Below are 23233 nucleotides of genomic sequence, written 5' to 3' on the forward strand. Positions count from 1 at the left end.
CTCTCCTTCCTCTGCTCCCTCTTCCTCGGCACCCCATGGAAAGGAACCCCATGAACAGGACGTCCGCGCCCGTGGATGCCCCCGCACCGGGCGTCTGGGAAGAGCTCGTCACGACGGCGCTGCTGGGCACCGAGCGGCGCACCCCGCCCGGCGGCGCGCCGGGGCGTGAGGCTCCGTTGGCGCTGCTGGACGCGGCGGCCGTGGAGACCGTACGGCGGCGGGCCGGGCTGCGACCCGCCAAGGCGGCGGCCCGGCCGGAGCCGGTCGCCGAGGACCACCGCCCGGCGCTGCCCGCCGCGGCGGCCCGCAGGCTCGCGCTGCTGCTGGCCGACCGCCCCGGCACCAGCGGTGGCCGCAGAGGCACGGCACCGGACCTCATGGAGCTGCTGCCCCAGTGGCTCGCGTCGGCGAACGCCCGCGGTTTCGCCGCACCCCCTCAGGCCGTGCCCGCGCTCCTGGACGCGGCCCGGGGGCGCACGGACCTGCGGCCGGCGGCACTGAAGTTCGCCGGACCGCGCGCCATGTGGCTCGCGCGGCTGAACCCGGACTGGCGGTTCGCCCTGCGCGCGACGCCGGGCGGAGGCACCGCCCTGCCGCACCCCGAGGACACCGAGCGGATCCGGGTCCTGTGGGACGAGGGCCTGTTCGCCGAGCGGGTCGCGCTGCTGTCCGCCCTGCGTGCCCGCGAGCCCGCCGCCGCGCGCGAACTGCTGGCGACGACCTGGTCGACGGAGCGGGCCGAGGACAGGCTGATGTTCCTCGACTCGCTGCGCACGGGACTCGGCCCGCAGGACGAACCCTTCCTGGAGCAGGCGCTGTCCGACCGCAGCCGCAATGTGCGGGCGACGGCGGCCGAGTTGCTCTCCGCCCTGCCGGGTTCGGCACTCGCCGCGCGGATGGCGGTCAGGGCCACGGCGTGCATCGCCGTCGACCACACCCTGGACTCCCCCACGATCGCGGTCGAGGCGCCGCCCGAGTGCGACGCGAGCATGGAGCGCGACGGTGTCGTGGCCAAACCTCCGGCGGGACGGGGTGAACGGTCATGGTGGCTCGGCCAGTTGGTGGAAGCGACACCGCTCGGGACGTGGTCCGCGCGGCTCGGCGGGCGTACGCCCCGGGAGATCGTGGCACTGCCGGTGGCGGACGACTGGCAGAGCGACCTGCACGCGGCGTGGTGCCGGGCCGCCGTACGGCAGCGGGATCCGGAGTGGTCCCGTACCCTGCTCGGTACGCCGTCGGCACCGGAGGCCGGCGGGCCGGGAGCCGTGTCGCTGGCCGAGCGCGCCAAGCTGCTCGCCACCCTGGACGCCGCCGAGCGGGCCGACTGGGTCGCCGGGTTCATCGCGGCCCATGGCCTGTCCGAGGCGTTCCAGCTGCTCGGGGTGTGCGCGGTGCCGTGGTCCGAGCCGCTCGGCAGGGCTGTGATCGATGCCCTCGACATCGCCCGGGACGCGGGAAGCTACCCGTGGAGCTTCAGCGGAGTGATGGGCCTGGCCGAGCGCTGCCTCGACCCCGCGGAGGCCGGCCGCCTCAACGGCCTGCTGGCGATACCCGACGAATCGGAGGACGCGTCGCCCGGCGCCGGGGGCTACTGGGCGGAGGCGTTCCAGCGCCTGGTCACGACCCTGCGGCTGCGCAGGACGATGGCGGAGGAACTGGAGCCGGAGTAACCCGTGCCACCCAGCGCCCGTTCACCCGACCCGCACCGCACGCACGGCCCGGCGCGCCCCGATCGTCGCGCGACGCCCGGCACGCGTCGCCACGCGCTCCCCGGTCACCGTCCAGCGTCCTACGCGCTCCCCAGCCACCGTCCAGCGTCCCGCACGCACCGCCGGACGCCCCCGCGCGCCGCCGAGCGCATGCGAACGCCCTACGCCTCCGCCGGCTGCCCGGCGTGGGCCCGTACCCAGTCCACGATCGACTGGGTCGTCGCGCCCGGCGTGAAGATCTCCGCGACGCCCTTCTCCTTCAGCGGCGGGATGTCCGCCTCGGGGATGATCCCGCCGCCGAAGACCAGGATGTCCTCCGCCTCGCGCTCCTTGAGCAGGTCGATCACGGCGGCGAAGAGGGTGTTGTGGGCGCCGGAGAGGATGGACAGCCCGATCGCGTCGGCGTCCTCCTGGATCGCGGTGTCGACGATCTGCTCGGGGGTCTGGTGGAGGCCGGTGTAGATGACCTCCATTCCGGCGTCGCGCAGCGCCCGCGCGATCACCTTGGCGCCACGGTCGTGGCCGTCGAGCCCCGGCTTGGCCACCACCACGCGGATCGGACCGGCTGCCACACCCATCACTGCCTCCATGAAGCGACTGCATCCATCCCCACCGACCAGTACAGCCGTATCCGCACCGGCGAGGGAAGTGAACGAACGTTATCCCCACCATCGCGCAACCGGCAGTTTCGCGGTGTGGACCGAGGGGGAAATCACACGATGAGACACGTTCACCGCGCACCGTTCCGGCGGGAACAGGCGCACCAGGAGCCGCAACGAGGTCGCCGCACCACGGCACCGCAGACCGCGTGCCGTGGCGGTGAGGCGCGTCGGCGACGGCGACGGCACGAAGGCACCGTCGACCGCCTGTCTCGCGGCTTCCACGAGGGCACACGGGGGACAGAGGCGTCCTCCTGCGTGCCGACAGGAGGTCGGCCATGAAGGTCACCCGGGCAGCTCTGCCCTTTTTTCCGCCCTTTCTTCCGCTCTGTCAGCGGCTGCTCCCCGGCAGGCTGGCGGGACTCTCCGTGACCCTGCTCAGAGCGACCGCGCTCGAGCTGGCGATTCTCGCGGGCCACCTCCTGCTCTATCCCACCGGCGTGTTCCAGGAACGCCGAAGCCCGTCAGCCCCGCTCCCGGCACCGGACGGCGCCGCGCAGCTGCCGACGGAGACGAAGCCCCCGGTCGTGCTCCTGCACGGCTTCATAGACAACCGCTCGGTCTTCGTGCTGCTGCGCCGCAGCCTCGCCCAGCACGGCAGGCAACAGGTGGAGTCGCTCAACTACTCACCGCTGACCTGCGACATCCGGACAGCGGCCGAGCTGCTCGGCCGGCACATAGAGGAGATCTGCGAGCGCACGGGCAGCGAGCGGGTCGACATCGTCGGGCACAGCCTCGGCGGGCTGATCGCGCGGTACTACGTACAGCGGCTCGGCGGTGACGTCCGGGTCGGCACCCTGGTCACCCTCGGCACCCCGCACTCCGGCACCCGGGTGGCACCACTGGCGAACGCCCACCCGATCGTGCGCCAGATGCGTCCGGGCTCGGCGCTGCTCGACGAGCTGACCCGGCCCGCGCCGGGCTGCCGTACGCACTTCGTCAGCTTCTGGAGCGACCTAGACCATCTGATGGACCCGCTGGAGACCGCCTGTATCGACCACCCGGACCTGATGGTGCAGAACGTACGGGTGAGCGGGATCGGACATCTGGCCCTGCCCGTGCACCCGGCCGTCGCGACCGGGATACGTCAGGCTCTCGACGCCGAGGGAACAGGAGCCGAAGCCGCCGCCCGCGCCGGCGGCCTGACAGTGGCGTGACAGTGGCAGGACAGAGACGGGACAGCCGCCGCACAGACCACTCGCGATCGAACACGTCTCGAACACCAGGCCAAGCTCGCGCCTGCAGTCCCCCGAAACACGGCCGAATGCCCGTTTCCTGCGCGCCCGAAACCAGTTGAAGATTGTCGCGCCCGCGTACCGCCGGGTACAGTCGCCGCACTGCTCTGGCAGCCCCTGTTGTCGAGGCGAAAGAGAAGTTGGTGAACGACCGTCACCCGTCGGGGACCATGACCACCCCGGCTCCGGCTTCCCATGACGCCTCGGCGCACTTCGCGTCGTACGGCACTCAGGAAGCCCAGTACGGCGAGTTCACCACGTACGGCACCTACGACGCGAGCGGTTTTGCGACCGGCGCACACCCCACCGCGACGTTCGACGCCGACCCCCTCTTCGGCAGCCTCCCGGGCGAGGGCACCGCCTCGTACGACGCGAGCCAGTGGGGCACGGGCCTGCACCAGACCGCGGGCCACGACGCCTACGCGGCCCAGCAGCACCCCGGCTACGACACCGGGCTCTACGACAACGGCGGGTACGACAACGGCGGGTACGACACCGGCGCATACGGGACGACCACCTGGTCCGCCGAGCACCAGCCGCTCCCCCTCATCCCGCAGCAGGCCACCGGCCACGACCACTCCGGTCAGTGGGACGCGAGCGCCTGGCTGCAGCCCGATCAGCAGGGCGCGCCCGCCGACCCCACCCAGCAGTGGGAGTGGGGCACGCAGGCCTTCGACACCGGGGCCTACGACGCCACGCAGTGGAACTCCGACGGCGAGCAGCACAACGGCCAGTTCCAGGGCGCTGAACACCAGGGCGTCCAGCTCCAGGGTGGCGAGTTCCAGGGCGCCGAGCTCCAGGGTGGCGAACCGTTCGATCAGCACGGGACCGCCGTCTTCGAGCAGATCGAGCCGGAGCCGTACGCGGAACACAGCGACGACCCGTACGCGGACCACACCGAGGCCCCGTACGAGCAACGCGCCCCGGACGAGGGCGAGTTGGCCGCCACGGGTGAACTCCCCGCCTTGGCCCCGCTGTTGGACGACCAGGAAGAGGTCGCGCCCGCGGCGTCGCGCGCCGCCACCCGCACCGCCTCCCGTTCCCGCCGTCGTGCGCCCGCCCGGCGGTCCGCGCTGCTGACCATCGCGGTGCCCTCGGCCTGCGTGATGGGCGTGGCCGGTATCGCCGCCGCTTCCGTGGGCACCTTCAGCGACGACAAGGACACCTCCACCACCGCGTCCGACGCGCACGCGGTGAAGCCGTCCGCGGCCAACAACAAGCTGGACTCCCAGCTGCAGAGCCTGTCCGCGGGCGCCGACGACTTCGCCGACCGGGCCAGCCGTACGCAGGAGCGCATCGACCTCAAGGCCCAGCAGGCGGCCGAGAAGAAGAAGGCGGCGGAGGAGGCGGCCCGCAAGGAGCGGCTGCGCCCCAAGTTCGCGCTTCCGGTCACCCAGAAGGGGCTCAGCGCCTACTTCGGCCAGGCGGGCATCAACTGGATGTCCGTGCACACCGGCATCGACTTCCCGGTGTCGTACGGCACGACGGTGATGGCCGCGACCGACGGCGTCGCCCGTACGCAGTGGAACAGCGCGTACGGGAACATGATGATCGTGACCGCCAAGGACGGTACGGAGACGTGGTACTGCCACCTCTCCAGCTACCGCGTCGCCTCCGGCACCGAGGTGAAGGCCGGCACTCCGATCGCGTACTCCGGGAACTCCGGCAACTCCACCGGCCCGCACCTGCACTTCGAGGTCAGGCCGGGCGGCGGTTCGGCGATCGACCCGCTGCCGTGGCTGCGCAGCCACGGGCTCGACCCGACGTAGACCGTCTCAACTTCTCCGTGAGCCCCCGCCGTTGAGCGGGGGCTCGCGCGTAAAGACCTACAGCTTCTCCACCGGCGCATACCGCAGCAGCAGCCGCTTCGGCTTGGCGTCGCCGAAGTCGATCGTCGCCTCCGCGTTGCCGCCCGTGCCCTTCACCGCGACGACCGTGCCGAGCCCGAACTGGTCGTGGGTGACCCGGTCGCCGACGGCCAGCGAGACCACCGGCTTGTCGGAGGCGCGGCTGGTGGCGAACCCGGACGCGCCCGATGCCGACGAGCGCGAGCGCGAGGACGACAGGGAGGCGGCCACACCCGACGCCGGACCGGAGGCGACCGGCGCCGTGGCACCCTTGCGCTTCCAGTCGACGTGCTGGGCCGGGATCTCCTCCAGGAAGCGGGAGGGCGGGTTGTACGAGGGCTGGCCCCAGGCGCTGCGCAGCGACGACCGCGTCAGATAGAGCCGTTCACGCGCGCGCGTGATGCCGACGTAGGCGAGGCGGCGCTCCTCCTCCAGCTCCTTGGTCTGGCCGAGGGCGCGCATGTGCGGGAAGACGCCGTCCTCCATGCCGGTCAGGAAGACGACCGGGAACTCCAGGCCCTTGGCGGTGTGCAGGGTCATCAGGGTGATGACGCCGGAGCCGTCCTCCTCCTCGTCCGGGATCTGGTCGGAGTCGGCGACCAGCGCGACCCGCTCCAGGAAGTCGGCAAGCCCCGCGGACTCCTCGTCCTCGCCGGACTCCTGCTCGAACTCCAGGGCGACGGCGGCGAGTTCCTGGAGGTTCTCGATGCGGGTCTCGTCCTGCGGGTCGGTGGAGGCCTGCAACTCGGCCAGATAGCCGGTCCGTTCGAGGATCGCCTCCAGGACCGTCGCCGGTCCTGCGCCGGACTCGACGATCGTACGGAGGTCCTCCATCAGCGTGTTGAACTTCTTGACCGCGTTGGCGGAGCGCGCGGCCATGCCGTACGCCTCGTCGACGCGGCGCAGCGCCTGCGGGAAGCTGATCTTCTCCCGCTGGGCGAGGGCGTCGATCATCGCCTCCGCGCGCTCGCCGATGCCGCGCTTGGGGACGTTCAGGATCCGGCGCAGCGGGACCGAGTCCTCGGGGTTGGCCAGCACGCGCAGGTAGGCCAGGACGTCCCGGACCTCCTTGCGCTCGTAGAAGCGGACGCCGCCGACGACCTTGTAGGGCAGGCCGACGCGGATGAAGACCTCTTCGAAGACACGGGACTGTGCGTTGGTGCGGTAGAAGACGGCGACGTCGCCGGCCTTCGCGTCGCCCGCGTCCGTGAGGCGGTCTATCTCATCGGCGACGAACTGGGCCTCGTCGTGCTCGGTGTCGGCGACATAGCCGGTGATGCGCGCGCCCGCGCCCGCGTTGGTCCACAGGTTCTTGGGGCGGCGGGACTCGTTGCGCTCGATGACGGCGTTGGCCGCGGTGAGGATGGTCTGCGTGGAGCGGTAGTTCTGCTCCAGCAGGATCGTCGTCGCGTTCGGGTAGTCCTCCTCGAACTGGAGGATGTTGCGGATCGTCGCGCCGCGGAAGGCGTAGATCGACTGGTCCGCGTCACCGACGACGCACAGCTCGGCGGGCGGGAGGTCGTGCTCGCTGGGTGGTACGTCCTCGTCGTGCTGCGCCGTGCCGACCAGTTCCCGTACGAGGGCGTACTGGGCGTGGTTGGTGTCCTGGTACTCGTCGACCAGGACGTGCCGGAAGCGGCGACGGTAGTGCTCGGCGACGTCCGGGAAGGCGCGCAGCAAATTGACCGTCGTCATGATCAGGTCGTCGAAGTCGAGGGCGTTCGCCTCGCGCAGCCGCGACTGGTACATGGCGTAGGCCTGGGCGAGCGTCTTCTCGAAGCCGTCCGTGGCCTGCGCGGCGAAGTCCTCCTCGTCGATCAGCTCGTTCTTCAGGTTGCTGATCTTGGCGCTGAAGGACTTCGGCGGGTAGCGCTTGGGGTCGAGGTCCAGGTCGCGGCAGACCAGCGCCATCAGGCGCTTGGAGTCGGCGGCGTCGTAGATCGAGAAGGAGGACGTGAAGCCGAGCTTCTTGCTCTCCCGGCGCAGGATGCGCACGCACGCGCTGTGGAAGGTCATCACCCACATCGCGTTGGCGCGCGGGCCGACGAGCTGCTCGACGCGCTCCTTCATCTCGCCCGCGGCCTTGTTGGTGAAGGTGATCGCGAGGATCTGGCCCGGGTGGACGCTCCGCTCGGCGAGGAGGTGCGCGATGCGGTGCGTGAGGACGCGGGTCTTGCCGGAGCCGGCGCCGGCCACGATGAGCAGGGGGGTGCCGGAGTGGACGACGGCCGCGCGCTGGTTGTCGTTCAGCCCGTCCAGGAGCGCGGCCGGGTCGATCGCCGGGCGGGGGGCGCCGTCGCGGTAGTGCGTGTCCCGGTCCGGAGGCACGTCGAACTTCCCACCGAACAGATCGTCCGGGACCGACTCCGGTACGTGATCGTCCTCGGGCGGCGGCGGGGGCTCCTCGTCATGGCCACGGGGTGCCTTGAGGTCCGCCAGGAAGCTGTCGTCAAAGAGGCTGCTCATCGCCTTCCGAGTCTAGGGCGCTCCACTGACAGCCCGCCGCCGCCCCGGGAACATCCACCGAATCGCCATCCGTGACGACTCCGCCACGCCAGGTGATCGACTGCGACCCCCTGACCAAAGGTCACGAAAATGTATCGGGCATATCGAACATCAACCTTCACAGGGGCCACACGAGTTGGCTACCGTGCCGGGCAGGCCGTACGACCCCCACCGGCGAACCCCGCCGGGCCGCGCGGCCTCCGCCGAGTCCGGGGCGCCCGCGCGCATCCGGAGCCGGGGACCCACACCGACCTGGGGTGAATCGGTCCGCCTCCCCGAGGGGGACACGGACCGTAGGGCAACCCTTCCGAACCACCCGCCCGAACCCGACAGCTAACCCGGTAGGCGGAACACGGAAGGAGTCGCCTCCTTTGGCGTCGCACCGCAAGTCGCGCCCCACGGGTACGCGGGTGGCAGGCATACGCACTCCCGCACTCGCCACGGCCGCCCTCACCTCGGTGGCCCTGCTGTCGCAGTCGGCCAACGCCGCCCCCGCGGCCGACGGCAAGCCGAGTCTCGAGGAAGTCGAGAAGAAGGTCGACGACCTCTACCGCCAGGCGGAGTCGGCCACCGAGAAGTACAACGCGGCCAAGGAGAAGACCACCAAGCAGCGCAAGCAGGTGGACACCCTCCTCGACGACGTCGCGAAGCGCACCCAGAAGCTCAACGAGGAGCGGGAGCAGCTCGGCACCTTCGCCGCGGCCCAGTACCGCACCGGTGCCGCAGCGCCCGACACGGCGACCTTCCTGCTCGCGGACTCACCCCAGGACTACTTCGACCAGACGCAGCTGATGGGCCGGATGACCTCCCGTCAGAAGAGCGCGGTCGACGACTACTTCACCGAGCAGTCCGCGACGATGAAGAAGCGCCAGGAGGCCTCCAGGAACCTCCGGACGCTCACCGAGACGCAGAGCGACCTGCAGACGGCCAAGTCCACCGTCCAGAAGAAGCTCTCCGACGCCCGTGAGCTGCTGTCGAAGCTGACGGCCGAGGAGAAGGCGCGGCTCGCGGCGATCCAGAAGAAGAAGGAGCAGGAGGCCGCCCGCAAGGCCGCCGAGCTCGCGAAGCAGCAGGCGGCGGCCGAGCAGAAGGCCAAGGAGGAGGCCGCGGCCAAGGAGAGCGGCTCCTCGTCCGGCTCCGCCTCGGACCCGGGAAGCTCCAGCGACTCCTCCTACGCCGCCAAGGCCGAGAAGGTGCTCGCCTTCGCCCGCGCGCAGATCGGCAAGCCGTACGTCTGGGGCGCCACGGGACCCGGCTCCTACGACTGCTCCGGCCTCACCCAGGCCGCCTGGAAGGCCGCCGGGGTCACCCTCCCGCGCACCACCTACGACCAGGTGAACGCCGGCACGACGGTCTCCCTCACGAACGCCCGGCCCGGCGACCTGATCTTCTTCTACGACGACATCAGTCACGTCGGCATCTACATCGGCAACGGCATGATGATCCACGCCCCGAAGCCCGGCGCGTACGTCCGCGAGGAGTCCGTCTACTACGCCGGTACGTCGATCATCCACAGCGTGGTGCGACCGGCCTGACACGCGCGCGGGGGGCATTTGTGCACGCACGCGCGCGTGCCCCTGCCGCACCGCTCCTCTCGCTCCTTAGCATCGGCCCCATGTCCGCCCCGAGTTCCTTCCGCGCATGGTGGGCCCGGCAGCCGCCGGCGGCCGCGGCCGCCGTGATGGCGACGGGCATCGTGTCGGTCGGGTTGCATCTGGCCGGCTACGAGGTGCTGTCGCGGATCGCCCTGGTCCTGGCCTCGGTGGTCTGGGTGGGGCTGGCGGCGGACTTCGTCGTGCGTCTGGTGCGGGAGCGGGAGAGGTGGCGGGCGGACGCGGGGACCCCGGCGGCGATCGCCGCCGTCGCCGCGACCGCCGTGCTCGGGACCCGTTTCTCCCTGCTCGGGTGGCAGACCCCGGCCGGCGCCCTGCTGGCCCTCGCGGCCGTGCTGTGGCCGGGGCTGCTGGTCACGGTCGTACGGCACTGGCGGCGTCGTATGCCGGGCTCGGTCTTCCTGTGCTGCGTGGCCACGCAGGGTCTCGCGGTGCTCGGCGCGACGCTCGCCGCGGCCGGGACGACACGGTGGCTCGCTCACGCCGCGCTCGTGCTGTTCTGGCTGGGCCTGGTCCTCTACGGCTTCGCCCTGTACCGCTTCGAGCCGCGTCAGGTGCTGGAGGGCGGCGGAGACCAGTGGGTGGCGGGCGGCGCGCTCGCCATCTCCGCGCTCGCCGGATCGAAGCTCGTCGCCGCCGACAGCGCGCGCATGTATCTGTGGAAAGACGACGACCTCGGCGTCCTGCGCGCCGTCACGGCGGCGCTGCTCGTGCTCGACCTGGTCTGGTACGCCGTCCTGCTCGTCGCCGAGGTGGCCCGTCCGCGGCTGCGCTACGACGCGCGCCGGTGGGCGACCGTGTTTCCGCTGGGGATGACGGCGACGGCCGTGCTGTCCGTCGCCGCGGCTCTCGGCGTCCCGTGGCTCGAAGGGCCCGGTCAGGTGTTGCTGTGGATCGCGGTCGCCGCGTGGGTGGCCGTCACCGCGGGTGCGGCCCTGGACCTGCGCGCCGGGCTCAGGTCCACAGCACCGCGATGAAGATGTTCGCCGTGGTGAGCAGGCCCACCAGGCCGAACAGGCTCTTGTCCACCTTCTCCTCGTCGCGCTTCACATAGACGAGACCGAGGATCACGATCAGCAGGGCCAGCTTGATGCCGATCTTGATGTTGTCGACGTGCTGGTCGTCGGCCTGGTTGAGGCCGACCAGGACCGCGCCGGTGACCAGCATCGTCAGGGCCCCGTGCAGCATGCCGGGGACGAAGCGGGCCGTGCCCTGCCCCATCGCCTTCATCTGGGTGAGGAAGCCGCCGAGCAGCGCGGCGATGCCGATGATGTGCAGGGCGACGAAGAGATGGATGAGTACGTCCATGGGCCCGGAGCTTAGACAGGGGTGCGCACGGCGTCCGACACCGCCCTGCCCTCTGTCGTCGATGGACGGTGCATATATGCGCTCCATAGCAGCCCGTCCGGCGGTGGTGGCGCGGAACCGGCACATCGGTCAGCGCTCTGCGCGAAGGTGACGGCGCGGGCCGTGGATCACGGTCGGATACGGTCACGCGGCGATCCGCCCGCGGCACTTCCGTACAACGTGTGACCGTGCGGCCACGGAGAGGTTTAGCGTCCTGCACCAGGTGACCGGCTCCCCACCGCCGCCCGGGCCAGGGGCGGCAGTCGGACACCACCGCCGAGAAGGTCCGGCGGCGGCCCGCTCCCCCTGTGCGGGCCGCCGCCGGACGGGTCAGGCACACGGGCGGGACGAAGCGGCCGTACGAAAGGATGTGCAGTCCACGTGGCAGCGCACCGCAAGCCCAGCCGGCGTTCGCTCGGCGGGAACACGGCCCGCACCGCCTTCACCCTCGCCCTGGCGGGCGCGGCCACCGCCACCGGCTTCGAGGGGACCGGCAACGCCGAGCCCGAACTCACGGCGGAGCAGGTCAAGGCGAAGGTCGACAAGCTGTACCGGCAGGCGGAGGTCGCCACCGAGAAGTACAACGGGGCGATGGAGAAGGCCGACTCCGCCGAGCACCGGCTGTCGACGCTGCGGGACGAGGCGGCGCGCAAGACCGACAAGCTCAACTCGGCGCGGGACACGCTGGGTTCGATGGCCGCCGCGCAGTACCGCGACGGAGGAATGGACCCGGCGCTGCAGCTCGCGCTGTCGGACGACCCCGACCGCTACCTGGAGGGCGCCGAGTTCGCCGAACGGGCGGGCACCCGGCAGGCGGCGGCCGTCGCGGACGTACGCAAACAGCTGCGGGAGATCGAGCGGCTGCGCGGCGCCGCCCGCGTCGAGCTGACCACGCTCACGTCCCGTCAGGCGGAGCTGAAACGGGCCAAGAGCACCATCAACGGGAAGCTGGACGCGGCGCGGGAGCTGCTGTCCCGGCTGCCGGCCGCGGAGCGTGCACGCATCGGCCTCGGCGGGGACCCTGCAGGCGCGGGCCGCGCCTCACGCTCCGGCCAGGGCGCGCGGGTCGGCCTGGAGGCGCCTGGATCCGCGACCGCCGGGGCACCGGACTCGCGTGCCGCTGCCGCCGTCTCCTACGCCTACTCCAAGCTCGGCAGCCCCTATGTGTGGGGCGCGACCGGGCCGCACGCCTTCGACTGCTCGGGCCTGATCCAGGCCGCGTACCGCTCCGCCGGGGTCTCGCTGCCGCGCACGACCTACGCCCAGATCGACGCCGGCCGCCGCGTCTCCCGCTCCGAACTGGCCCCGGGCGACCTGGTGTTCTTCTACTCCGGCATCAGCCACGTCGGCCTCTACATCGGCAACGGCCAAATGATCCACGCCCCGAACCCGTCGGCGCCGGTGCGCATCGCGCCGATCGACGAGATGCCGTTCGCGGGGGCGACGCGGGTGACGTGACCCGGGTGGCGTGACCCGGGCGGCGTGACCGGCCCTCAGACCAGTCGGCGCGCCGTCGCCCACCGCGTCAGCTCGTGCCGGTTCGACAGCTGCAACTTCCGCAGGACCGCCGAGACATGGGACTCCACCGTCTTCACGGAGATGAAGAGCTGCTTGGCGATCTCCTTGTACGCGTATCCGCGGGCGATGAGGCGCAGCACCTCGCGCTCGCGCTGGGTGAGGCGGTCCAGGTCCTCGTCGACCGGCGGGGCGTCGGTGGAGGCGAAGGCGTCCAGGACGAAGCCGGCCAGCCGCGGGGAGAAGACGGCGTCGCCCTCCTGGACGCGGAAGATGGAGGCGACCAGGTCCGTGCCGGTGATGGTCTTGGTGACATAGCCGCGGGCACCGCCCCGGATCACACCGATCACGTCCTCCGCCGCGTCCGACACGGACAGCGCGAGGAAGCGCACGGGCTCCTCGGCGTCGGCCATCAACGCCGCGCACCGGCGCAGGACTTCGACCCCGCCGCCGCCCGGGAGATGGACGTCGAGGAGGACCACCTCGGGGCGGGTCGCGGTGATGACCGTGACCGCCTGGTCGACGTCGGCGGCCTCGCCGACGACCTCCACTCCGGTCTCGTCGGTCCGGCCGATCTCGGCCTGCACGCCCGTGCGGAACATGCGGTGGTCGTCGACGAGGACCACGCGCACGCGGCGCTCGCCCGTGCTCCTGCCGGTCGGCTCGGCCGGTTCGTTCGCCTCGGTCGGGTCGCTCATCACGTCTTCTCCGCCCTCTCCATCTCCAGCTCGACCTCCGTGCCGCCGTCGGGCACCGCGCGCAGCCGCGCCGTGCCGCCGTTGCGCTCCATGCGGCCGATGATCGATTCTCTGACGCCCATGCGGTCGGCGGGTATCGAGTCGAGGTCGAAGCCGGGGCCGCGGTCCCTGACCGACACGAAGACCGTCTTCCCCTCTGCTTCGGCGTAGACCTGCACCGCGCCGCCCTCGCCACCGTACTTGGCGGCGTTCACCATCGCCTCGCGTGCGGCCTGCATCTGCGCGCCGATTCTCTCGTCGAGCGGGCAGTCGCCGACGATGACGACCTCGATCGGGACGCCGTGCTTGTCCTCCACCTCCGCGGCGTTGCGCCGCACGGCGTCGGCGAGCGTGGTGGGTTCGTCGGCCTCGTCCTTGCCGGTGCCCTCGGGCTTGTAGAGCCAGGTGCGCAGATCGCGCTCCTGGGCGCGGGCGAGGCGGCGGACCTCGTTCGCGTTCTCCGCGTTGCGCTGGATCAGGGTCAGGGTGTGCAGGACGGAGTCGTGGACATGGGCGGCGACCTCGGCTCGCTCCTGCGCGCGGATGCGCATCAGGCGCTCCTCGGAGAGGTCCTGGGTCATACGGACGAGGTACGGACCCGCGAGGAGCGTTATCCCGACCAGGACCGCGAGGGCGGCTTGCAGGACGGAGCCGAGATGGGCGGCGGAGCCCTGCAGCACGAAGATGCCGGAGACGCCGGCGGTGACGAGGAGGACGCCTCCGGCCGCGCGCAGGAAACTCAGCGTGCGTCGCCGGCTGCCGACCTCGACCCAGCGGGCCCGGCGGGCGTTGTCCGCCTGGCGCCAGACCAGGGCGACGCCGGCGCCGACGAGGACGGTGGGCCACAGATAGACCTTGGCGCCGCCGCTGAGATTCACATTGCCGACGAAGACCATGGCCACGGCGACCATGAGCAGCAGGGCCACGATCTGGCCCCGGTCGGGCTTGCGGGCGACCAGTCTGCGTCGGCCGTCGGGCGAGGTCTCGGTGGTGACCAGCGACGGGGGCTTCTGGCCACCGACGCCGCCCACGCCGAGCGGCACGAAGAACCAGAAGGCGGCATACAGCAGCGCGCCGAGTCCGTCCGCCATGAACAGGCCGACGAACACCAGCCGCACCCAGATCACGGGCAGCCCGAGATGCCCGGCGAGCCCCCGCGCGACGCCCCCGAGCCAGCGTCCGTCGCTGCTGCGGTAGAGCTTGCGCGGCGGCCGCGGTTCGACAACTGGCGCTGCAGCGGCTTCCGGCATGCCACCGATACTCACACGGCCCACGGACACGAGCATCAGGGTCGACCCCGGATACTCCCCTGATCTTCGGACCCCCGCCCTCTCGAACATCTCCCCGGCGCCGGCTCAGGGGCGATATCAGGGTCCGGCCAGGGTCGTACCGACTCCCGCCGGAGCGCTCGGGCCGTCACCATGGACGCATGACAGATCACGAGCGCGCCGCGACGGGTCCGGGACCCGGCTCCGGCCCGCACCCCGCCGGGGGTGCCGGGCCGCAGGACGCCGCGCCCGTCGCGGACGCACCGCCCGCCGGGCCGGGTGCGGGTGCGGGCGCGGGAGGAGAGGGGAGCCCGGGCCCCGGGCCCGCCGGCGTCGCCAAGACCCCCGGCCGCTTCCGTCGCGACCGGCGGTACAAGACGCTCGCCGGTGTGTGCGCCGGGCTCGGGCGCGAGTGCGACATGGACCCGGTGATCTTCCGGATCACGCTCGTGGTGCTCTCCGCGACCGGCGGCATCGGCCTGATCTTCTACGGCTTCGCCTGGCTCCTCGTGCCGTACGACGACGAGGAGGAGAACGAGGTACGCAAGCTCCTCACCGGCCGCGTCGACGGCCAGGCGCTGACCGCCGTGCTGTTCGCGCTGGTCGGCTGCGGAGTGTTCCTCACCATGCTGAAGAACGGCGGAGTGCTGGCCTTCGCCGTCGTCGTCTCCCTGCTTCTCGCGGGCGCGGGGTACTGGTCGCGGCAGCGCGGCGCCCCCGACCCCGACCCGCTGGCCGCCCAGGCCGCCGCCGACGCCCCGCCGGAGGCGCAGGCACCCCCGGCCCCCACCGCCTTCTCCTCGTGGTGGCGCGAGCCCATCGTCAAGGACGGGACGCACGACGGCGGTACGGGCTATCTGTGGGGCCCCCGGGACTCCCGCGACCGGGACATCGCCGCCGCGATCAACATCAGCCTCGGCCGCTCCTGGACCGACCGCGCGGACATACGGTCCCCGCGCCCCCCGGCGCCCAGGCCGCGCGGCCCCCGCTGGATCGGTGGCTGGGTCTTCCTGCTCGCCCTGCTCGCGGGCGGCCTCGCCACCGGCCAGACCTGGGAGGACCATGCGCTGGGCACCAGCCTGCAGGCCGGGTTCGCCGCGGCGCTCATCGTCTTCGGCCTGGGCATCGCGCTCAGCGCGTTCCTGGGGCGCACGGGCGCGGGCTCGGTCTTCCTGGCCGTCGTCACTGCGGCCCTGCTCGCCGCGTCGGCCGCGCTGCCCAAGAACATCAACACCCACTGGATACGCACGACCTGGCAGCCGGCCGCGGTCGCGGACATACGGCCGACGTACGAACTCGGCAGCGGCGTCGGCACCCTGGACCTGAGTCGGCTGCGCGTGGCGAAGGGACAGACGGTGAGCACGGACGCCGAGGTCGGCGCGGGCCGGCTGAAGGTGATCGTGCCGAAGGACGTGACCGTGCGGCTGAGCATCGACGTGGGGGTGGGCGACATCCAGCTGCCGGGCGACGAGCAGAAGGACGTGGACGTGGCGCCGGACAAGCACAAGGAGGTGACCCTGCCGCCGGTCACAGGCGGCAAGAACACCGGCACGCTCGATCTCGATCTCGAGGTCGGCGTCGGACAGGCGGAGGTGAGCCGTGCTGCGTCATGAGTTCAAGCCCGGGAAGCTGGTGGCCGGTCTCTTCCTCGCGCTGGCGGGTGTCGTCTTCGCCGGGGATGCGGGCGGACTGTGGGAGACACCGTGGTTCGCGGTGATTCCCCTGGTGACGGGCGGGCTGTGTCTGGCCGGGGCCGTGGGGGTCGTCGGCCGGTCCGTGCGCCGCAGACGGGCCGTCGGCGAGCGCACGGACAGGGCGCAGCCCCCGCTGGACGCATCGCGATGAGACCGGCGGCGGACGCGATGAGACCGGCGGAGAAAGGGCTGCGGCTCCGGGTCACCCGGCAGCTACGCCACCGGTAGCCCCCGCCGACCAGGAGCTACCGGTAACCTCCCGCCCGCTGCCTTCGCCGCGCGCGGAGTGCGGCGTCGAGGGAGAACACGGAGGCGCCCGCGAGGACGAGGGGGAGCCAGGCCATCAGATAGGCGAGGTCGTTGCCGTAGTAGTACGGGTCCGAGGCCCAGCTCACGGTCAGCCACAGGCTCAGGGAGATCAGGGCGCCGCCCAGCGCCGCGATCCGGGCGAGCAGTCCGATCAGGGTGCCGATGCCGACGGCCAGCTCGCCGAAGGCGATCGCGTAGCCGAAGCCGACCGGGTTCTTCAGCGCCATGTCGACCATCGCCGGGATGGCGGAGGAGTCACGGACGGAGCGCATCAGGTCGCCGACGGACCCGGAGCCCGAGTCCTTCAGGAACGCGCTGTCGGTGAGTTTGTCCAGGCCGGCGTAGATGAAGGTGACGCCCAGGAAGATGCGTAGAGGAAGGAGGGCGTACCGCGTGGCGGTGTCGCGCCAGTTCCGGTCGCCGTCGAGATAGGGGGTGTGCGTGTCCGTGCGCATGCCGTGAGTCATCGCTGTCGCCTCTCGCCCGCGGTGCAGGGGACCCCTCACATGACGATACGTACGTGAGGGAGGGTGCGCTCAATCCGTTCGTGCCGATTTCCGCCGAGGTGCCCCGTGTCGCCTCGGTGAGGTCAGTCCGTCACATCGATCGCGTACTTATTGGTCTCTACCCCCGCCGCAGTGACCACTTGCACCTCAACTCTCCCGGGTTCCACATCGACCGGTACGGGCACGGTCAGCACGGCGTCCGTGGGGTTGCTGAAGCCTCCGGTGACCGGGACGAGGGGCACGTGGACGTTCACCGTGCCGATGCGGACCACGGTCCGGGTCAGCCGGTCGGCGCCCTGTGCGCCCGGGGGCACGAAGCCCGCGCCGCGGATCTCGATGTCGTCGCCGGTGCGTACGGGGGCGTCGAGGTCACCGGCCTCCCGGGCGCGCACCACGGAGAGGATGACCGGGCGGCCGCCCTCCGCGTACTTGGCGGCCAGATAGGTCGCCGCGGACACCAGCACGGCCACCGCGAGACCCCAGGGGAGGTCGGGCAGCTGGTCGGGTCGGCGGGCCAGCCGTACCGCGGCGAAGACGACGGCGACGGCGCTGATCACGACGTACTGGATGTCGGCGAAGGAGCCCCGGCCCGCGTCGTCCGTCAGCAGGTCGGCGGCGCGCGGCCGGTCCGCCCGTACCTTCTGCAGCTTCTGGCCGAGGACCCGCAGGCCGACGACGCGCCGCACCAGTACGGCGACCCCGCTCACCACGGCGAGGACGGTCACGACCCCGGCGCCGCGGGCGAGTTCGAGGCCGGAGATCAGTGCGTCGCGCTCCGCGTGGCCGGACGCGGCGGCCAGGCGGCCGACGAGGACGAGCACGGCGTAGGCGACGAGGAGCACCCAGGCCGCCGCCACCGCGCGGGAGGTGGACAGCCGGTTGTCCTCGCCGATGACGGGCGCCAGCACACCGCCCCGCGCGCGGTGGAACCAGGACGCGGCGGTCAGCGCCCCGCCCGTGACCAGGGCCGCCAGCAGACCGGCCGTGCGGGCCGTGGACCAGCCGGCGCCGATCGCGGTCAGCGACTGCACCAGGAGCAGCACGACCACCGGCGTCCACACCGCAATCACCGTGCTGCGCCACAGCCGGGCGAGCCAGGCCTCGCCCTCGGCGCGGCCGCGTTCGGCGACGAGTTCCGCGGACTGCCGCAGTTCCTCCGAGACCCACTGGCGGGAGGCCGAGGCCGAGTGGGCCACCGCGGCGGGCAGCCCCTGTCCGGCCGCGAACCCGTCGCGCATCAGCAGGAATTCGGCGACCGCACGCCGGTGTCCCTCGCGCGCCCCGTGCGGGCAGTCCTCGCAGGTGCAGCCGCCCTCATGGACACCTCCCGGCACGTCCGCGCCCCCTCTCGCCTCCTGCACCGCCACGCCCGACGCCCGCCTTCCCCGCTGCCCTGCCGCCGAGCGCCTCGAGTCCGTCGGTCGCGTTCGGCAACTCCCGTGTGATGACAGCGAATTGTGCCCTACGCCACTGCCTCCGCGTCGGGCAGGTCCGCTCGACGCGGGTGAAGCGGGGGCCGCTGTGTTGACCCGGCTGCGAGAATTTCTCTATGGCCGAGATCATCCAGCGGGACGGGGCCTGGGCCTTCGACGGCACCGTGGTCAGGATCACGCCCGGTCTCCACCGCTCCGTGCCCCTGTTCCGGCAGACGTACGGGGAGGTCGCGGTGCCCCTCGAAGCCGTCGCCGGAGTGGTCTTCGAGCCCGAACGCAAACGCGGACGGCTGCGGATGCGGCTGCGCGAGGGGGCCGACCCGCTGCTCCAGGCGACCGGTGGGCGACTGCCGGAGCCGGCCGATCCGTACCGGCTGCTGGTGGACGTGGACCGGGCCGGGGTCGCCGAGTACGTCGCCGAGGAGATCCGCCGGGCGCTGATGCTGGACCAGATCCCGAAGGAGCCGACGAAGGCGTATCTGCTGCCCGGACCGCCCGTTCCGGTCTCGGTGCGTTCCTCGGACGGCACCGTCTCCTTCGACGGCAACCAGGTGCGCATCGACTGGGCCGACACCTCCGACCGGGTCAAGCGCGCGACCGGGCCGCGGATCATCGCGGTCGGTGATCTGGTGCAGGTCGAGTGGCTGCCCAACTCCGGTTACGAGGACGGCTTCCTGCGGTTCGTGACCCGCGAGACGGCGTTCTCCAAGCTGCCGCCGGAGAAGGACCCGTACGCCCTGGATCTGTGGGGCAGCGCCCGCCGCGATCTGCTCACCGCGCTCGTCGCCACGGCGATCACGGCGCGGCTGCCGCATCCGTCCACCCGGGGCGGCGGTGAGTTCACGGACCGGTGGCAGCCGTCCGCGGCGGTACCGCCGCCGGCCGACCATCACGACGTACTGCTGCGCAGACTCCGGGAGTTGGGCGAACTGCACCGGGACGGGGTGCTCACGGACGAGGAGTTCGCGATGACCAAGGCGGCGGTGCTGCGAGGGTTCTAGGGCCTGTCTTTCGGATCAGGTCGGCTGAAGGAAACGGCGCGTCCTGGCCGACCCGAGCGGGGTCTGGTGCGTGCAGCTGCAAGGCGGAGGAGGGAGTCGACGCGGAGCGTCGGCGACCGACGACAACGCCGCAGATGCGTGTGCCAGGGCCCGCGACGCCGAGATGATCCGAAAGACAGGCCCTAGGGCCTGTCAGCTCAGCAGATCGGGTTCGCTGCGGCTGATGTCCTGCCACAGGGGCTGGTAGTTGATCCATGCGACCAGGTCGCCGCCGAGCTGTTCGCGGGTGGCGACCGCCAGTTTGTGGTCGATGAGCAGGGGGCGTCCGGCGGCCTTCGCGGTCAGCTGCACCTGCGCGGAGCGCTCCATGGACACGAACCACCAGGCCGCCGCGTCCACCGAGTTGCCGACGGTCAGCAGGCCGTGGTTGCGCAGCACGAGCGCCTTGCGGGAGCCGAGCGCGGTGGCGATGCGGCGGCCCTCCTCGGCGTCGACGGCGACGCCGGTGTAGGCGTCGTAGAGGGCGTGGTCCTCGTAGAAGGCGCAGCTCTCCTGGGTGATCGGGTCGAGCAGGTCGCCCAGTGCGGACATGGCGCGGCCGTGCACCGAGTGGCAGTGGGCGACGGCCACGACGTCGGGGCGGGCCGCGTGGACCTGGACGTGGACGGTGAAGGCGGCCTGGTTGACGTGGTAGCGGCCCTCGATGACCTGCCCATCCGCGTTGACGAGCACCAGGTCGCTCACGGTGACGTGCTTGAAGGGCATCCCGAACGGGTTCACCCAGAAGCAGTCGCTGTACTCGGGGTCGCGCGCGCTGATGAGCCCCGAGACCCCGTCCTCGAAGCCGAGCCGCCCGAAGATCCGCAGTGCGCCCGCGAGCCGTTCCTTGCGGTGGCGTCGCTCGTCGTCGACCGAGTCGTGCATCGGCGGCATGGCGAACTGCAGCCGGTCGGTCGGCAGGGCGGGCGGCGGAGTGGGCCCGGCCCCGGGGGTGCCGTGCATATGTCCTCCAGGACTGGATTGCTTTACGGGGCGGAAGTTACCGTCGGTCGCCGAAGGAGAACAGAGCTGTTCTGTAAAGATGACGCGGGTAGCCGAAACACGACAGAGGATGTCCGGTTTCCTCGCGAGACTCTGCGTATGGCATGGAACTGGGCGGCCTTCACCGCCGCGGAACCCGAACTGGCGAAGCTCGCCGAAGAGCGCTTCGGATCCTTCACCCACCACGTCCTCGCGACCCTCCGCAAGGACGGCTCCCCGCGCACCAGCGGGCTCGAGGTCCGCTTTCTGCACGGCGAGTTGTGGCTCGGCATGATGCCGGGCTCGCTCAAGGCCCGCGACCTGCTGCGCGACCCGCGCTTCGCGCTGCAGGCCAACCCGGGACCGGGCAAGGACCCGGGCCCCGGCGACATCCGGATCGGCGGACGGGCCGTCGAGGTGGAGGACAGGGACGCGAAGAGCGCCTACGTCGAAGAGGTGGAACCGCCGGAGCCGTTCCACCTCTTCCGCACCGAGCTGACGGAGGTCGTACGGACCTACGTCGAGGACGACACCTACCTGGTCACCCAGGTGTGGCGGCCCGCCGAGCCGGTACGCACGCTCAAGCGGACCTGAACGGTCCTACTACTCCCACTCGATGGTGCCCGGCGGCTTCGAGGTGACGTCGAGGACGACGCGGTTGACGTCGCGGACCTCGTTGGTGATGCGGGTGGAGATCTTCGCGAGGACGTCGTACGGCAGCCGCGACCAGTCGGCGGTCATGGCGTCCTCGCTGGAGACGGGGCGCAGCACGATCGGGTGGCCGTAGGTGCGGCCGTCGCCCTGGACGCCGACGCTGCGGACGTCCGCGAGCAGCACCACCGGGCACTGCCAGATGTCCCGGTCGAGACCGGCCGCGGTCAGCTCCTCGCGGGCGATCGCGTCGGCCTCGCGCAGCAGGTCGAGGCGCTCCTTGGTGACCTCGCCGACGATACGGATGCCGAGGCCGGGGCCCGGGAAGGGCTGGCGCTGGACGATCTCGTCCGGCAGGCCGAGCTCCTGGCCGACCATGCGGACCTCGTCCTTGAAGAGCTTGCGCAGCGGCTCGATCAGCTGGAACTCGAGGTCCTCGGGCAGTCCGCCCACGTTGTGGTGGGACTTGATGTTGGCGGTGCCGGTGCCGCCGCCGGACTCGACGACGTCCGGGTAGAGCGTGCCCTGGACGAGGAACTCCACCGCCGGGCCCTCGTCCGCGATGATCTCGGCCTGCGCCTGCTCGAAGACGCGGATGAACTCGCGGCCGATGATCTTGCGCTTCTGCTCGGGGTCCGAGACGCCCTTGAGGGCGGTCAGGAACCGCTCCTCCGCGTCGACGACCTTCAGCTGGACGCCGGTGGCGGCGACGAAGTCCTTCTCGACCTGCTCGGTCTCGCCCTTGCGCATCAGGCCATGGTCGACGTAGACGCAGGTCAGCTGGGAGCCGATGGCCTTCTGGACGAGGGCGGCGGCCACGGCGGAGTCGACGCCGCCGGACAGCCCGCAGATGGCGCGCCTGTCGCCGACCTGCTCGCGGATGGCCGCGACCTGCTCGTCGATCACGCTGCCCGTGGTCCAGTCCGGGCTCAGGCCCGCGCCCCGGTACAGGAAGTGCTCCAGCACCTGCTGGCCGTGCGTGGAGTGCATGACCTCCGGGTGGTACTGGACGCCGTAGAGCTTCTTCTCGTCGTTCTCGAAGGCGGCGACCGGGACGACCTCGGTGGAGGCGGTGACCGTGAAGCCCTCGGGGGCGGCGGAGCAGGCGTCGCCGTGCGACATCCACACGTGCTGCTCGGCCGGGGTGCCCTCGAAGAGGGTGGAGGACGCCTTCGAGACGTGCAGGTCCGTACGGCCGTACTCGCGGGCGCCGGTGTTGTCGACGGTGCCGCCGAGGGAGCGCGCCATCAGCTGGAAGCCGTAGCACATGCCGAAGACGGGGACGCCGGCTTCGAAGATCGCGCGGTCGAGGCCGGGGGCGCCCTCCTCGTACACGGACGAGGGGCCGCCGGAGAGGATGATCGCCGCCGGGTTCTTGGCGAGCATCTCGGGGACCGGCATGGTGCTCGGCACGATCTCGCTGTAGACCCGGGCCTCGCGGACTCGGCGGGCGATGAGCTGGGCGTACTGCGCGCCGAAGTCGACGACCAGGACGGTGTCGGGGGCGGATGCTGGTGACACGGGGTGCCTTCTGGTGGTCGGGCGGGGTCGGTACCACCGATTCTAACGGGGCTCGGATCGGCCCTTTCCCGTCTCAGGATGCGAACCGGGTTGGACGCTCCCGGGCGGCACGGCATACTGCTCCCATGCTCACGCACCCGACCTTCCTCTTTACCTATGGCAACCGGCCCGCCGGCTGCCATGGTCGTGCTGCTTGAGCAACTGACAAGCGACTTCCCAGGCGCCCCGGGCCGACAAGGTCCGGGGCGCCTGGCGTTCGCGGACCCTGCCGCTCCGGGGCACCCCTCACCCACACCACGAGGAGCCCCCATGACCGCCATCGACGTGACCGGCGCCCGTACCCCCGAGGCCGCAGACGTCATCACCGGCGCCCGTGAGCGCATCGACGCGCTCGACGACCGGATCATCGGGCTGATCCAGGAACGGATGGCCGTCTCCGCCGTCGTCCAGGAGGCGCGCATCGCCTCCGGCGGGCGGCGGGTGAACCTCTCCCGCGAGATGGAGATCCTCGGCCACTACAGCGAGGCCCTCGGCAAGCCCGGTACGGCGCTTGCCATGACGCTGCTCGAACTGTGCCGCGGTCGCATCTGAGTTCGGGCGCCTTTAACCCGTACGGCGCGTGACCGGCGTGCGGACCGCTTCGTTGGTGGAGATGTCCGTGCC

General features: G+C 71.5%; 20 protein-coding genes and 1 riboswitch. Of the genes, 11 read left to right on the top strand and 9 right to left on the bottom strand.

What is annotated here, in order from left to right; genetic code table 11:
- Window positions 1-50 precede the first annotated feature (50 nt).
- Complete coding sequence (locus MQN93_RS07880) at window positions 51-1670, top strand: DUF5691 domain-containing protein (protein ID WP_242708885.1); 1620 nt, start codon at window positions 51-53, stop codon at window positions 1668-1670.
- Window positions 1671-1870: 200 nt separating this feature from the next.
- On the opposite strand, the gene icmB is transcribed toward MQN93_RS07880, so the two are convergent.
- The gene (icmB, locus tag MQN93_RS07885) at window positions 1871-2287 is read right to left on the bottom strand and encodes a coenzyme B12-dependent isobutyryl CoA mutase small subunit (protein WP_242708886.1); all 417 of its coding nucleotides are present in this window, start codon (window positions 2285-2287) and stop codon (window positions 1871-1873) included.
- Window positions 2288-2646: 359 nt separating this feature from the next.
- Between icmB and MQN93_RS07890 the strand changes: the two genes are divergently transcribed.
- Together MQN93_RS07890 and MQN93_RS07895 are read left to right on the top strand one after the other, a co-directional pair.
- Window positions 2647-3525, top strand: a complete 879-nt coding sequence (locus MQN93_RS07890; RefSeq protein WP_242708887.1) for a lipase family alpha/beta hydrolase — start codon at window positions 2647-2649, stop codon at window positions 3523-3525.
- 221 nt (window positions 3526-3746) lie between these two features.
- Window positions 3747-5372, top strand: coding sequence for a M23 family metallopeptidase (locus MQN93_RS07895; RefSeq protein WP_242708888.1), 1626 nt, complete (start codon window positions 3747-3749; stop codon window positions 5370-5372).
- A 57-nt stretch (window positions 5373-5429) separates the two neighbouring features.
- On the opposite strand, the gene pcrA is transcribed toward MQN93_RS07895, so the two are convergent.
- Window positions 5430-7916 carry a DNA helicase PcrA gene (gene pcrA, locus MQN93_RS07900; protein WP_016434703.1) on the bottom strand — a complete coding sequence of 829 codons (2487 nt, stop codon included), beginning with the start codon at window positions 7914-7916 and terminating at the stop codon, window positions 5430-5432.
- A 230-nt stretch (window positions 7917-8146) separates the two neighbouring features.
- Window positions 8147-8318, top strand: a riboswitch (cyclic di-AMP (ydaO/yuaA leader).
- 8 nt (window positions 8319-8326) lie between these two features.
- On the opposite strand from pcrA, the gene MQN93_RS07905 reads away from it, so the two are divergent.
- Both MQN93_RS07905 and MQN93_RS07910 read left to right on the top strand, forming a co-directional pair.
- A complete protein-coding gene (locus MQN93_RS07905; protein ID WP_242708889.1) occupies window positions 8327-9490 on the top strand; it encodes a C40 family peptidase in 1164 nt (387 codons plus the stop codon).
- Window positions 9491-9570: 80 nt separating this feature from the next.
- Window positions 9571-10545, top strand: a complete 975-nt coding sequence (locus MQN93_RS07910; protein WP_242708890.1) for a tellurite resistance/C4-dicarboxylate transporter family protein — start codon at window positions 9571-9573, stop codon at window positions 10543-10545.
- On the opposite strand, the gene MQN93_RS07915 is transcribed toward MQN93_RS07910, so the two are convergent.
- Entirely contained in the window at window positions 10523-10876 is a 354-nt protein-coding gene (locus MQN93_RS07915; protein WP_037782255.1) for a hypothetical protein, read from the bottom strand. The genes MQN93_RS07910 and MQN93_RS07915 overlap by 23 nt on opposite strands.
- 420 nt (window positions 10877-11296) lie before the next feature.
- Between MQN93_RS07915 and MQN93_RS07920 the strand changes: the two genes are divergently transcribed.
- Complete coding sequence (locus tag MQN93_RS07920) at window positions 11297-12373, top strand: C40 family peptidase (RefSeq protein ID WP_242708891.1); 1077 nt, start codon at window positions 11297-11299, stop codon at window positions 12371-12373.
- A 35-nt stretch (window positions 12374-12408) separates the two neighbouring features.
- Here the strand turns inward: MQN93_RS07920 and MQN93_RS07925 are convergent, their stop codons facing one another.
- Together MQN93_RS07925 and MQN93_RS07930 are read right to left on the bottom strand one after the other, a co-directional pair.
- On the bottom strand, window positions 12409-13128 hold the full coding sequence (locus MQN93_RS07925; protein ID WP_242708892.1) for a LuxR C-terminal-related transcriptional regulator: 720 nt from the start codon (window positions 13126-13128) through the stop codon (window positions 12409-12411).
- A complete protein-coding gene (locus tag MQN93_RS07930) occupies window positions 13128-14417 on the bottom strand; it encodes an ATP-binding protein (RefSeq protein WP_037782715.1) in 1290 nt (429 codons plus the stop codon). Before MQN93_RS07930 ends, MQN93_RS07925 begins: the two co-directional genes overlap by 1 nt.
- Before the next feature lie 179 nt (window positions 14418-14596).
- Between MQN93_RS07930 and MQN93_RS07935 the strand changes: the two genes are divergently transcribed.
- Entirely contained in the window at window positions 14597-16048 is a 1452-nt protein-coding gene (locus MQN93_RS07935; RefSeq protein ID WP_242708893.1) for a PspC domain-containing protein, read from the top strand.
- Complete coding sequence (locus tag MQN93_RS07940) at window positions 16035-16280, top strand: hypothetical protein (RefSeq protein WP_016434695.1); 246 nt, start codon at window positions 16035-16037, stop codon at window positions 16278-16280. The genes MQN93_RS07935 and MQN93_RS07940 overlap by 14 nt, the downstream gene beginning before the upstream one ends.
- A gap of 94 nt (window positions 16281-16374) precedes the next feature.
- Here the strand turns inward: MQN93_RS07940 and MQN93_RS07945 are convergent, their stop codons facing one another.
- Window positions 16375-16905 carry a DoxX family protein gene (locus MQN93_RS07945; protein WP_016434694.1) on the bottom strand — a complete coding sequence of 177 codons (531 nt, stop codon included), beginning with the start codon at window positions 16903-16905 and terminating at the stop codon, window positions 16375-16377.
- A gap of 122 nt (window positions 16906-17027) precedes the next feature.
- On the bottom strand, window positions 17028-18311 hold the full coding sequence (locus tag MQN93_RS07950) for a hypothetical protein (protein WP_016434693.1): 1284 nt from the start codon (window positions 18309-18311) through the stop codon (window positions 17028-17030).
- Window positions 18312-18493: 182 nt separating this feature from the next.
- Between MQN93_RS07950 and MQN93_RS07955 the strand changes: the two genes are divergently transcribed.
- Window positions 18494-19378, top strand: a complete 885-nt coding sequence (locus tag MQN93_RS07955; RefSeq protein WP_016434692.1) for a DUF4429 domain-containing protein — start codon at window positions 18494-18496, stop codon at window positions 19376-19378.
- Between the two features lie 192 nt (window positions 19379-19570).
- On the opposite strand, the gene MQN93_RS07960 is transcribed toward MQN93_RS07955, so the two are convergent.
- The gene (locus MQN93_RS07960) at window positions 19571-20380 is read right to left on the bottom strand and encodes a class II aldolase/adducin family protein (protein ID WP_242708894.1); all 810 of its coding nucleotides are present in this window, start codon (window positions 20378-20380) and stop codon (window positions 19571-19573) included.
- A gap of 138 nt (window positions 20381-20518) precedes the next feature.
- On the opposite strand from MQN93_RS07960, the gene MQN93_RS07965 reads away from it, so the two are divergent.
- The gene (locus tag MQN93_RS07965; RefSeq protein ID WP_242708895.1) at window positions 20519-20992 is read left to right on the top strand and encodes a pyridoxamine 5'-phosphate oxidase family protein; all 474 of its coding nucleotides are present in this window, start codon (window positions 20519-20521) and stop codon (window positions 20990-20992) included.
- Window positions 20993-21001: 9 nt separating this feature from the next.
- On the opposite strand, the gene guaA is transcribed toward MQN93_RS07965, so the two are convergent.
- Window positions 21002-22570, bottom strand: coding sequence for a glutamine-hydrolyzing GMP synthase (gene guaA / locus MQN93_RS07970; RefSeq protein WP_242708896.1), 1569 nt, complete (start codon window positions 22568-22570; stop codon window positions 21002-21004).
- A gap of 309 nt (window positions 22571-22879) precedes the next feature.
- Between guaA and MQN93_RS07975 the strand changes: the two genes are divergently transcribed.
- The gene (locus MQN93_RS07975) at window positions 22880-23161 is read left to right on the top strand and encodes a chorismate mutase (protein WP_016434688.1); all 282 of its coding nucleotides are present in this window, start codon (window positions 22880-22882) and stop codon (window positions 23159-23161) included.
- Window positions 23162-23233 lie beyond the last annotated feature (72 nt).

This window comes from Streptomyces spinosisporus, from assembly GCF_022698145.1.
In the GTDB taxonomy this organism is placed as follows: Bacteria; Actinomycetota; Actinomycetes; order Streptomycetales; family Streptomycetaceae; genus Streptomyces; species Streptomyces spinosisporus.

What these genes read in the sequence shown, in the direction of transcription:
- icmB (WP_242708886.1), bottom strand. Translation starts at nt 2,287, where the DNA reads ATGGGTGTGGCAGCCGGTCCGATCCGCGTGGTGGTGGCCAAGCCGGGG.
- MQN93_RS07930 (WP_037782715.1), bottom strand. Translation starts at nt 14,417, where the DNA reads ATGCCGGAAGCCGCTGCAGCGCCAGTTGTCGAACCGCGGCCGCCGCGC.
- MQN93_RS07945 (WP_016434694.1), bottom strand. Translation starts at nt 16,905, where the DNA reads ATGACTCACGGCATGCGCACGGACACGCACACCCCCTATCTCGACGGC.
- MQN93_RS07960 (WP_242708894.1), bottom strand. Translation starts at nt 20,380, where the DNA reads ATGCACGGCACCCCCGGGGCCGGGCCCACTCCGCCGCCCGCCCTGCCG.
- MQN93_RS07910 (WP_242708890.1), top strand. Translation starts at nt 9,571, where the DNA reads ATGTCCGCCCCGAGTTCCTTCCGCGCATGGTGGGCCCGGCAGCCGCCG.
- MQN93_RS07965 (WP_242708895.1), top strand. Translation starts at nt 20,519, where the DNA reads ATGGCATGGAACTGGGCGGCCTTCACCGCCGCGGAACCCGAACTGGCG.
- MQN93_RS07880 (WP_242708885.1), top strand. Translation starts at nt 51, where the DNA reads ATGAACAGGACGTCCGCGCCCGTGGATGCCCCCGCACCGGGCGTCTGG.
- MQN93_RS07915 (WP_037782255.1), bottom strand. Translation starts at nt 10,876, where the DNA reads ATGGACGTACTCATCCATCTCTTCGTCGCCCTGCACATCATCGGCATC.
- MQN93_RS07935 (WP_242708893.1), top strand. Translation starts at nt 14,597, where the DNA reads ATGACAGATCACGAGCGCGCCGCGACGGGTCCGGGACCCGGCTCCGGC.
- pcrA (WP_016434703.1), bottom strand. Translation starts at nt 7,916, where the DNA reads ATGAGCAGCCTCTTTGACGACAGCTTCCTGGCGGACCTCAAGGCACCC.
- MQN93_RS07975 (WP_016434688.1), top strand. Translation starts at nt 22,880, where the DNA reads ATGACCGCCATCGACGTGACCGGCGCCCGTACCCCCGAGGCCGCAGAC.
- MQN93_RS07890 (WP_242708887.1), top strand. Translation starts at nt 2,647, where the DNA reads ATGAAGGTCACCCGGGCAGCTCTGCCCTTTTTTCCGCCCTTTCTTCCG.
- MQN93_RS07925 (WP_242708892.1), bottom strand. Translation starts at nt 13,128, where the DNA reads ATGAGCGACCCGACCGAGGCGAACGAACCGGCCGAGCCGACCGGCAGG.
- MQN93_RS07955 (WP_016434692.1), top strand. Translation starts at nt 18,494, where the DNA reads ATGGCCGAGATCATCCAGCGGGACGGGGCCTGGGCCTTCGACGGCACC.